Source organism: Paenibacillus sp. OT2-17 (assembly GCF_009827695.1).
Taxonomy (GTDB): Bacteria; Bacillota; Bacilli; order Paenibacillales; family Paenibacillaceae; genus Paenibacillus; species Paenibacillus polymyxa_B.
The window spans coordinates 1-9,707 of sequence record NZ_WUDQ01000111.1 but is presented as its reverse complement, the minus strand read 5'-3'; the positions used below and the strand labels follow the sequence as shown (position 1 = coordinate 9,707).

General features: G+C 46.2%; 8 protein-coding genes and 1 pseudogene. 7 read left to right on the top strand and 2 right to left on the bottom strand.

Annotated elements, in window-relative coordinates:
- Nucleotides 1-365: PTS transporter subunit EIIC (locus GRP75_RS13970; RefSeq protein WP_160789592.1), on the bottom strand; the 365-nt coding region annotated here is incomplete at its 3' end.
- A 316-nt stretch (nucleotides 366-681) separates the two neighbouring features.
- Here GRP75_RS13970 and GRP75_RS13965 point away from each other — a divergent pair.
- Complete coding sequence (locus GRP75_RS13965) at nucleotides 682-1,506, top strand: MIP/aquaporin family protein (protein ID WP_160789591.1); 825 nt, start codon at nucleotides 682-684, stop codon at nucleotides 1,504-1,506.
- A gap of 32 nt (nucleotides 1,507-1,538) precedes the next feature.
- Nucleotides 1,539-3,032 carry a glycerol kinase GlpK gene (gene glpK, locus GRP75_RS13960; protein WP_160789590.1) on the top strand — a complete coding sequence of 498 codons (1,494 nt, stop codon included), beginning with the start codon at nucleotides 1,539-1,541 and terminating at the stop codon, nucleotides 3,030-3,032.
- Nucleotides 3,033-3,117: 85 nt separating this feature from the next.
- Here glpK and GRP75_RS13955 read toward each other — a convergent pair whose 3' ends face one another.
- Nucleotides 3,118-4,158 (bottom strand): LacI family DNA-binding transcriptional regulator, encoded by a 1,041-nt coding sequence (locus tag GRP75_RS13955; protein WP_023989982.1) that lies wholly within the window; start codon nucleotides 4,156-4,158, stop codon nucleotides 3,118-3,120.
- A 284-nt stretch (nucleotides 4,159-4,442) separates the two neighbouring features.
- On the opposite strand from GRP75_RS13955, the gene GRP75_RS13950 reads away from it, so the two are divergent.
- From GRP75_RS13950 to GRP75_RS13930, 5 genes and pseudogenes are all read left to right on the top strand, one after another.
- Nucleotides 4,443-5,771 (top strand): ABC transporter substrate-binding protein, encoded by a 1,329-nt coding sequence (locus GRP75_RS13950; RefSeq protein ID WP_160789589.1) that lies wholly within the window; start codon nucleotides 4,443-4,445, stop codon nucleotides 5,769-5,771.
- Nucleotides 5,772-5,844: 73 nt separating this feature from the next.
- On the top strand, nucleotides 5,845-6,738 hold the full coding sequence (locus GRP75_RS13945; protein ID WP_034095085.1) for a carbohydrate ABC transporter permease: 894 nt from the start codon (nucleotides 5,845-5,847) through the stop codon (nucleotides 6,736-6,738).
- A complete protein-coding gene (locus GRP75_RS13940) occupies nucleotides 6,738-7,556 on the top strand; it encodes a carbohydrate ABC transporter permease (RefSeq protein WP_023989979.1) in 819 nt (272 codons plus the stop codon). The genes GRP75_RS13945 and GRP75_RS13940 overlap by 1 nt, the downstream gene beginning before the upstream one ends.
- Nucleotides 7,557-7,579: 23 nt before the next feature.
- A complete protein-coding gene (locus tag GRP75_RS13935; protein WP_160789588.1) occupies nucleotides 7,580-8,926 on the top strand; it encodes a GH1 family beta-glucosidase in 1,347 nt (448 codons plus the stop codon).
- An 18-nt stretch (nucleotides 8,927-8,944) separates the two neighbouring features.
- Nucleotides 8,945-9,707 (top strand): annotated as a pseudogene (locus GRP75_RS13930) (cellobiose phosphorylase); the annotation flags it as partial.

Genomic DNA, 9,707 nt, shown 5'->3' with positions numbered 1-9,707 from the left:
CCACCCAATACGCCCATGTCCAGCTTGACGTCGTCTGGAATATATGCAAATATACCCGGCACTGCCGCCAAAATACGGGTCAGCACCATATAGGCAATGACTGCCGATAATGCGGCTACTGCGTCGCCTGCCAGACCAATGGCAACACCGATGGAGAAAATGAGCGCAAGGTTACCGAAGATGGCCCCCGCCCCCTCGTTCAGAAAAGGAGTGACATAATGATTCAGAAATCCGCCAACTCCGGGACCAAGTGGTATATCCGTTTCATAATTAATCAGTGCTAATCCTTGTAAAATCCCTGCGGCGGGTAGAGTGGCTACTGGAAGCATTAACGACTTGCCGATTTTTTGCAGAAATTTCAGCATAACATTCTTCCCTTCTTCATCGAGTTTGGGAGTGTCGTATTCATCCTGAAACCCTTACATTAAACCATTTTTTTACATCATAAATCGGAGAAACTAACATGGTCAACGATTATTTTAAGCTATGAAAAGACGTAAATCCGTAGTTGACATCGCTTACATGCTTATATAGTATCAAATTTAAGTTAATAATCGTGACGGAGACAAGAGAGCCACGCAGACACCCATGGTACAGCACAGGGTTGGTTTGTGATGGCTTTTCTTTTTTTGCGCGATGAAAGCGATCGAAATCGGATGATCTATTGAGGAGGTAGGTTGTATGTCGCCATACGCAGCCGAATTCATAGGGACAATGATTCTTATTGCCCTAGGTGGCGGAGTGTGCGCAGGGGTGTCTCTGAAAAAGTCATTTGCTCACGCTTCCGGCTGGATTGTGATTGGAATGGGATGGGGGCTCGCGGTTGCTATTGGGGTGTATGCAGTGGGTGAAATCAGCGGAGCGCATTTGAATCCGGCAGTGACACTGGCGTTGGCATTTCAGGGCATTTTTCCGTGGCAGGACGTTCCCGGCTATATTGTGGCTCAGCTTCTCGGGGCCATGGCGGGTGCGATAATCGTCGTTTTGCATTATTGGCCTCACTGGAAAGAGACGGAGGACACAACAACCAAACTCAGTGTATTTGCGACAGGACCGGCTATTGATCATCCGTTTGCCAACGTGCTTAGTGAAATGATAGGTACTTTCATCTTTGTTCTTGCTCTGCAGTCATTTGGTGCCAATTCATTTACAGGGGGCTTGAAACCGCTGATTGTGGGTTTTTTGGTTGTCAGTATCGGTTTATCCTTTGGAGGCACAACGGGCTATGCCATCAATCCAGCGAGAGATTTTGGGCCGCGTCTGATGCATTATTTACTACCGATTCCCGGTAAGGGAGCATCCAATTGGAAATATGCCTGGGTGCCCATTGTAGGGCCGCTGTTGGGTGGATCTTTCGCAGGGCTATTTTATCAGGCTGTTTTTAAGGGGAGTGTGACTCCGGCTTTCTGGATTTTACTAGGGATCATCGTGATTGTACTTTTGATTACCTTCCGTATGAGTCGTACTTATAAAAATCATAAAACGGATCACAAACTTACAGCGTAAAAACGATGGATTTACACGGGGAGAGATGAACAATGGGAAAATATATTCTGTCACTAGATCAGGGAACGACAAGCTCAAGAGCGATTTTGTTCAATAGCGAAGGAGATGTAGTGTACTCGGCTCAGCGAGAATTTCCGCAATATTTTCCTCATCCCGGCTGGGTAGAGCAGAATGCGAATGAAATCTGGAGCTCTATTCTCGGAGTCATTGCCTCCTGTCTTTCCGAATCCGGTGTAAAAGCAAATCAAGTGGCTGCCATCGGCATTACCAATCAGCGAGAATCGGTGGCTGTGTGGGACAAAAATACAGGAGTGCCTGCGTATAACGTACTCGTATGGCAATCACGCCAAACCTCGGACATCTGTGAAGAATTGAAGCGGCAAGGGCACGAGGAGCTGTTTCACAGCAAAACAGGGCTGTTGATCGACCCGTATTTTTCAGGCACTAAAGTAAAGTGGATACTGGACCATGTGGAGGGCGCTCGGGAAAAGGCAGAACGAGGTGACCTATTATTCGGTACGATTGACTCGTGGCTGATCTGGAAATTATCCGGCGGAACGGCACATGTAACAGACTACTCCAATGCAGCTAGGACGCTGATGTACAACATTTATGAACTAAAGTGGGACGAAGAGCTGCTGGACATTCTGGGTGTTCCGAAAATCATGCTACCTGAGGTAAGACCTTCTTCCGAGGTATATGCGCACACCGTGGATTATCATTTCTTTGGTCAGAATGTACCAATCGCCGGTGCAGCAGGTGACCAGCAGGCAGCTTTGTTTGGTCAGGCATGTTACGAAAAAGGGATGATCAAAAATACTTACGGCACAGGCTGCTTCATGCTGATGAATACGGGGGATCAGCCTGTTGAATCCAAGCACGGCCTGATTACGACCATCGCTTGGGGACTGGAGGAAGGCAAAGTACAATATGCACTCGAGGGGAGTGTGTTTGTAGCGGGGTCGGCGATCCAGTGGCTGCGAGACGGGCTGCGTATGTTCCGTGAAGCGAAGGACAGTGAGCCTTATGCCGCCCGTGTTTCGTCTACAGAAGGAGTGTATCTTGTACCCGCTTTTGTCGGACTGGGCAGCCCCTACTGGGATAGCGAGGTGCGCGGAGCGATGTTCGGCCTGACACGCGGGACCACGAAGGAGCATTTTATCCGCGCCACATTGGAGTCACTCGCTTATCAGACCAAGGATGTGCTTACAGCCATGGAGATTGATTCAGGTATTGCAGTGAAGACGCTGCGGGTGGATGGAGGAGCTGTATTGAACAATTTTCTGATGCAATTCCAGAGCGATATTCTGGATGCAACAGTGGAGCGGCCAGTTATCCATGAGACGACGGCACTGGGGGCTGCATGTCTGGCAGGTTTGGCTATTGGATATTGGAAGAGTACGGATGAACTTCGCAAGCGGGTGAGGGTGGAAACCTCTTTTGCCCCGAATATGGATGAAGCAACACGTGAAAGCTTGTATGAAGGCTGGAAAAAGGCTGTGAATGCGACGATGGCCTACAAGTAATAGATTAAGCGATGGGTCTCTGAATATTAAACTGCAAAAAGATGACTTCTGAATTTATCAGGAGTCATCTTTTTTAAGGCATATGCTAACTCTTGACCTTCGTATGGTTCCAATGTTGCCGGGCTCCGCAGGAGCTACGAATGACTAGTTCCGGCTCTACTTTAATACATTTCGTATCCATTTGTTTATTCATCAGGTCAAACAGCACCATAGCGGCTAGACGGCCTATTTTTTGCTTGTCTTGTTTTACCGTCGTCAGTGGAGGTTCGGTATAACGACAGGCTTCTATATCATCACATCCCACTACAGCAATATCCTCGGGTACCCTCAAGCCGCTTTCCTTGAAAGCACGTATGGCACCAAAAGCAAGCAGGTCGGTAGCCGCAAAAATAGCTTTTGGCAAATTTCCTTGTTGTATCCACGCCTTCGCGATCTGGTATCCATCTTCTGCCGCGTAGTCCTTACCATACACGATCCATTCAGGTCTGACATCAAGACTAAACCGTTTTAGTGAAGCGATAAAGGCCTCCTCTCTCTCTTTAATAACCAAGGAGGGGCGTTCAATGCCTATAAAACCCATTTCGCGGTATCCATTCATGTAAAAGTGCTCAACCACCTTCATTGAAATCTTCTGATTGTCGGACATGATATAGCAGGAACTAGCTCCGGTTAGTTCAATATCGACACCGATGCAGGGGATAGGGCTGGCGTCGAGATCAAAAACACTCTTCTCCACCTCATCTCCAGCAATAATAATGCACCCGTCCACTGAAAAATATTTCGAGCGAGCCAAATAGTCCTCTCCATTATCCAGAAATTTCTCATTTGAAAAAAACAGCAGATCGTAACCGAGCAAGCCAATCTGTTTTTTGAAGACATTTATGATATCTACAAAAAAAGGATGACTAAAATCAACATTCAGCTTGCCGGCAAATATAACGCCTACCAGATTAGATTTTTTGGTAGCAAGCGTTTTAGCCGAGGAGGAGGGTCTATAGCCTGTTTCCTCCATGATTTTAAGTACCCGCTGCCGGGTTTCCTCACTGATGTCCGTATAATTGTTAATGATTTTCGAAACCGTTGCCACTGAAACGCCTGCCATGCTAGCTATTGTTTTTATATTCATGGAATCCTCCGTAACTAAACTGATTTAGTTAAATTGACTTTGCTTTTCAAACTTAATGATTACTCGTATTCTATGCTACCTCATAGAAGTGAGTCAACAGTGTGAATAAAGGATGTTGCCTAATATTTCAAGGAGTAATAACGGTGATTTATGTTTTATTTGATAATTTACAATTCTCTATTTACAAATACAGGCTATCCGATACATAATAGTAGCTGTAATTAACTAAACCGCTTTCGTAAAAGTAAATGCATTTATTCTAAGATTACAGGGGGGATTTTGCAATGCTGAAAAAGTGTTTTTCTTTACTTATTGTAACCGCTTTAATAGTTGTATTGGCTGCTTGCGGCAAAGGTGGTGAAGCTGGACAGAACGGGAATAAAAAGGTCACGTTAAAGATTATTCATTGGCAGCAAGAAAATATTAATAACTATATAAAGGAATTTAATAAAAAGTTTGAAGAGAAGTATCCCGATATTCAGGTGGAGTATACGACGGTTCCTGCTGATTCAACTTATGATCAACTGATGCAAACGCGTATGAATGCTGGTTCAACCGGTGATGCAGACATTATTCCTTTGAAATTCAGCTTCGTAGGCGCACCGCAGGAATGGTCTAAGGGAGCAGCTGATCCGATGTGGAAGCAGTGGATTGAGGGAGGACTCATTGCAGATCTGTCGGATCAAGCTTTTATCAAAAACTATAATCCTACAGATGTCAAAAATGCCATGACCTACAACGACAAAGTATACGGTGTAAACATGGGAAAGGTGGCCCTGACAGGTCTGTTTTACAACAAAGAGATTTTTGAAAAATATAATCTTACTGTGCCAACGACATGGGCCGAACTGGTGAATGTGATGAAGGTGCTAAAGGATAATGGCGTAGAACCGCTTGGTTTTGGCGGTAAGGATGTATGGCCTATTAACCTTGCTGTCCAAGGGCTTCAAGCCTCTATCCATGATGATCAGCTGGAATATATCAAAGGGCTGTGGACAGGTAAGACGAAGCTGACAGACCCCGCCCAGCTCGAAGTTTTGGAAAAATCACAAATTTTAATGAACAACGCCATTGGTGGATTTATGGGGATTGACTATGGAACCTTGCCAAGTTTGTTTGCTTCAGGGCGTGTAGCTATGATTGCGGATGGTACGTGGGATGCAACTACGATCCAGACAGCCAATCCAGAGCTGAAATTTGGTTATTTCCCGATTCCGGGCAGTAACGATCCAGCCAAAAATAAAAACCTTGCAGGCAAGTACGATATGACCTGGATGGTATTAGAAAAATCGCCAAACAAGGATTATGCGATCAAATGGCTTGAAATGCTCTCCGAGAAGCAGAACTATACCGATTTCGTGAACGCTGCTGGATTTTTGCCAACACAGTCTGATGTGAAGATAAGCAGCGACTTTGTTAATGAAATCCAGCCTTCACTGGAAAACTTCAAGCTCTCTTGGGATCAGCTGTTTATCAATCGTAAGAATGTTGGACAGTACATTAAGGAAGCCAGCGTACATGCGGAATTTTTGGCGCCTGCCGGTCCGTTAAAGACGCCTTTGGAGCTTGCCCAGAAATCTCAGGCAGACTGGGATGCGGCAGCCCCTAAATAAATCTATAGATTTTACAGGAAAACAAATGGGCAACTGCAAAGCTCCCATAATAATGTAAAAAGGTGTGAGACCCATGTATCCCTTCGGAAAGGGTGCGGCCCGGATAATGCCCTATCTTTTGCTGAGTATTCCGGTGCTGCTCTATTTGCTTCTTGGTTTTGGACCCTCTATGGTAACCGTGCTTTTTTCCTTTACAGATGCTACCGGGGTTCCGGGGCAGACGTGGCATTTTATCGGATTCGAGAATTACACGACCTTTTTCACCTCCTCCGATTCTGGAGATCGCATCGCTTCCATTGGCCGTTCCCTATATTTTGCCGTAGCGGTGGTTGTGATTCAAAATGCAGTGGGGCTGTTCATGGCCATCCTTATTAATAAGAAGCTCAAAGGGGATGTGTTATATCGCTCTGTATTTTTCCTACCCGTTGTGCTCGGGGTAACGGTATCCGGCCTGATCTGGCAGCTGCTTGCCAATCCGCTTGGGGGCCCTGCGCAAGCCTTGATGAACTTTTTTGGAACCAGCTCCAACTTCTTCGGGGATTACGATATTGCATTTGAGTTGATTATTTTTGTGCAAATTTGGATGTACATGGGTTACTCGATGACTATTTTCTTAGCCGGACTCCAATCTATCCCCAGTGACTTATATGAAGCAGGGTATATGGACGGTGCCTCTGGATGGAAAGCGTTCAAAAATATTACCTTTCCGATGATTGCACCGTCCTTTACCGTCAATATGCTGCTGTCCATTATCGGCGCATTGCAGACCTTTGACATTATTTATGTGCTGACAGGTGGTAAATTCAACACGACGACACTTGCGTTTGATGTATATGCCACAGCCTTTGGCTCTGGGACATCAGATTACGGCCTTGCTTCCGCAGTTGCTATGATCCAGTTCGTGTTCGTGTTTACGGTATCGATGATTGCCCTGTATTACTTACGTAGAAGAGAGGTGGAAATGTAATGAGCAGTACCAAAGGAGCCAAAATACTGAGCTACATCATCGTACTGCTCATGCTTTCGTTGTATGTATTCCCGCTTTTCTACCTTTTTAATGTATCGATGAAGTCTCAAAGTGAGTATCTGATGGACCCTGTAGCTCTAGCCAAAAGTCTGCGCTTGGAGAATTTTATGGATGCTTGGGAAAAAGGGAATTTCTCTCAATACATGTGGAACAGCATTTTGTATACAGGCGTATCTACGTTATTAACGCTGATTATATCCGTGTTTGCGGCTTTTCCGCTGGCGCGGGGATATGTTAAGTTCAGCACCTTCTTTTATGTGTTTTTTCTGATATCCATGTATCTCCCGAATCCGCTGATTCCGCAATTTGCTCTCATTAATAGCCTGGGACTTTACAATACCCAGCTTGGTTTCATTTTGCTGAAAACAACAGGTACTGGCATCGCTTTCCTGATGTTTGTGGGATATATCAAGTCTGTCTCCCGAGAGCTGGATGAAGCGGCTGCAATGGACGGGTGCGGATATTCACGATATTTGTTTACAATTCTTGTCCCGCTGATGAAGCCGGTGTTGGCGACAGGCATTATTTTGACAGCTATTGGGGCGTGGAACGACATTATAGGTCCTACTATTTATTTGTCTGATCCTGCTTATCAGCCAGTGACCAAGGGATTGTTCTCCTTCTACGGACAATACATGAACAACTGGCCGCTGCTCGCTTGCGGCATTCTGATTGTTACACTACCGCTCGTTATTTTGTATATTTTCCTCCAGCGCTTTATTGTCGGCGGTGCAATGGCCGGAGCTGTGAAGTCTTGATTCCTGAAAGGATGATACCGAGTATGAGTGAGAATACCTATACATTCCCCACCACGTTTATGTGGGGAACTTCGACCTCTTCTTATCAAATTGAAGGTGGCGTGGATGAGGAAGGGAGAACGCCTTCTATTTGGGATACTTTCTGTCGAGCACCCGGGAAGGTGATAGGAGGGGACTGCGGAGATGTGGCTTGTGACCATTTTCACCGCTTTAAGGAAGACGTGCAATTAATGAAGCAACTTGGCTTTTTACATTACCGTTTTTCCGTGGCCTGGCCGCGCATTATTCCCGCCCCCGGCGTGGTTAACGAACAGGGGCTACTTTTCTATGAGCGTCTGCTGGATGAGATTGAGTCGGCCGGGCTAATTCCAATGCTGACGCTGTATCATTGGGATCTACCGCAGTGGATTGAGGACGAGGGCGGTTGGACGCAGCGAGAGATTATCCAACATTTTAAAACGTATGCTTCTGTAATCATGGATCGATTTGGACAGCGTATAAGCTGGTGGAATACGATAAATGAGCCCTACTGCGCCTCTATTTTGGGCTATGGCACAGGCGAGCATGCCCCCGGCCACGAGAACTGGAGGGAAGCCTTTACTGCCGCTCACCATATTCTGATGTGTCACGGGATAGCCATGAATTTACACAAGGAAAAGGGCCTGACGGGCAACATCGGTATTACGCTGAACATGGAGCATGTCGATGCAGCCTCTGCACACCCCGAAGATGTAGCCGCTGCTGTCCGGCGGGATGGCTTTATTAATCGTTGGTTTGCCGAGCCATTGTTTAACGGGAAATACCCTGAGGATATGGTGGAATGGTACGGGGCGCGCTTGAACGGATTGGATTTTGTACAGCCTGGTGATATGGAGCTGATTCAGCAGCCAGGGGATTTTTTGGGCATCAACTACTACGCCCGCAGCATCATTCGAGCGATTACAGACGCTTCGTTGCTTCAGGTCGAGCAGGTTTCCATAGAGGAACCGGTAACGGATATGGGATGGGAGATTCACCCTGAATCCTTTTATAAGCTGCTAACGCGGATTGAGAAGGATTTTACCAAGGGGTTACCCATCCTGATTACGGAAAACGGAGCAGCGATGAAGGACGAACTGGTGAATGGAAAGATTGAGGACATTGGACGTCAGTATTACATTGAGGAACATTTAAAGGCATGCCATCGCTTTATTGGGGAGGGAGGTCAGCTTAAGGGCTATTTTGTCTGGTCATTCCTCGATAACTTTGAATGGGCCTGGGGATACAGCAAACGTTTCGGTATTATACACATCAATTACGACACACAGGAACGGACACCCAAACAAAGTGCGCTGTGGTTCAAACAAGTGATGGCGAATAACGGGTTTTAAATAGAAAAGGGGGATACGATGCAGCAGTATTATTTTGACGATCAAGGACGTTTTGTGATTGAGAATTATGCGCAGGCCAAGCCCTTTTCCAGTTTTCTACCCGGTATTGCTGGGGTTCAGGGGATTCCTCTGTGGGCGTATTATATTAATCGTGGGCAAGGAATCGCAAGCTTTGGTGTAGAGGATAAGAATGGAGCAATCATGGAGTTTTTTCCGGCCAACCGCAGCTATAGTCTTGTGCCGATACATGGCTTTCGAACGTTTTTAAAGGTGAAGATGCAGGGGGAGTGGAGCTATGTGGAGCCATTTTCGGCTGTGCATCCTGTGGAGCGTGAACAGCAAAAAATGCTGATATCCCGCCATATGCTCGAAATACACAGCTCTAATCCAGACACAGGGCTTGAGGTACGTGTGCAATATTTCACGCTTCCTCATGAAAGTTACGCTGCTTTGGTGCGCAAGGTGGAGATTGTCAATCATTCCGCTCAAGAGCTTGAACTGGAGGTGCTGGACGGCATGCCTGCCGTGCTGCCCTTCGGTATTGATAATACGGCATACAAGGAGCTAGGACATACACTGAAAAGCTGGATGGATGTGTATAATCTCAACAATAGCATTCCTTACTATAAGGTACGTGGAAGTACAGCGGATACAAGTGAGATTCATCAAATTGAAGCGGGACATTTTATGTACAGCTTTGTGGAGGAGGAGGGAAAGACCAGGCTATTGAGTCCAATTGTCGATCCGTCCGTAATATTTGGTGAAAATACGGCACTGACCT

Bases quoted from the DNA above. Each gene is read 5' to 3' on its own strand.
- GRP75_RS13950 (WP_160789589.1), top strand. From the start codon at position 4,443: ATGCTGAAAAAGTGTTTTTCTTTACTTATTGTAACCGCTTTAATAGTT.
- GRP75_RS13955 (WP_023989982.1), bottom strand. From the start codon at position 4,158: ATGAATATAAAAACAATAGCTAGCATGGCAGGCGTTTCAGTGGCAACG.
- GRP75_RS13965 (WP_160789591.1), top strand. From the start codon at position 682: ATGTCGCCATACGCAGCCGAATTCATAGGGACAATGATTCTTATTGCC.
- glpK (WP_160789590.1), top strand. From the start codon at position 1,539: ATGGGAAAATATATTCTGTCACTAGATCAGGGAACGACAAGCTCAAGA.
- GRP75_RS13935 (WP_160789588.1), top strand. From the start codon at position 7,580: ATGAGTGAGAATACCTATACATTCCCCACCACGTTTATGTGGGGAACT.
- GRP75_RS13940 (WP_023989979.1), top strand. From the start codon at position 6,738: ATGAGCAGTACCAAAGGAGCCAAAATACTGAGCTACATCATCGTACTG.
- GRP75_RS13945 (WP_034095085.1), top strand. From the start codon at position 5,845: ATGTATCCCTTCGGAAAGGGTGCGGCCCGGATAATGCCCTATCTTTTG.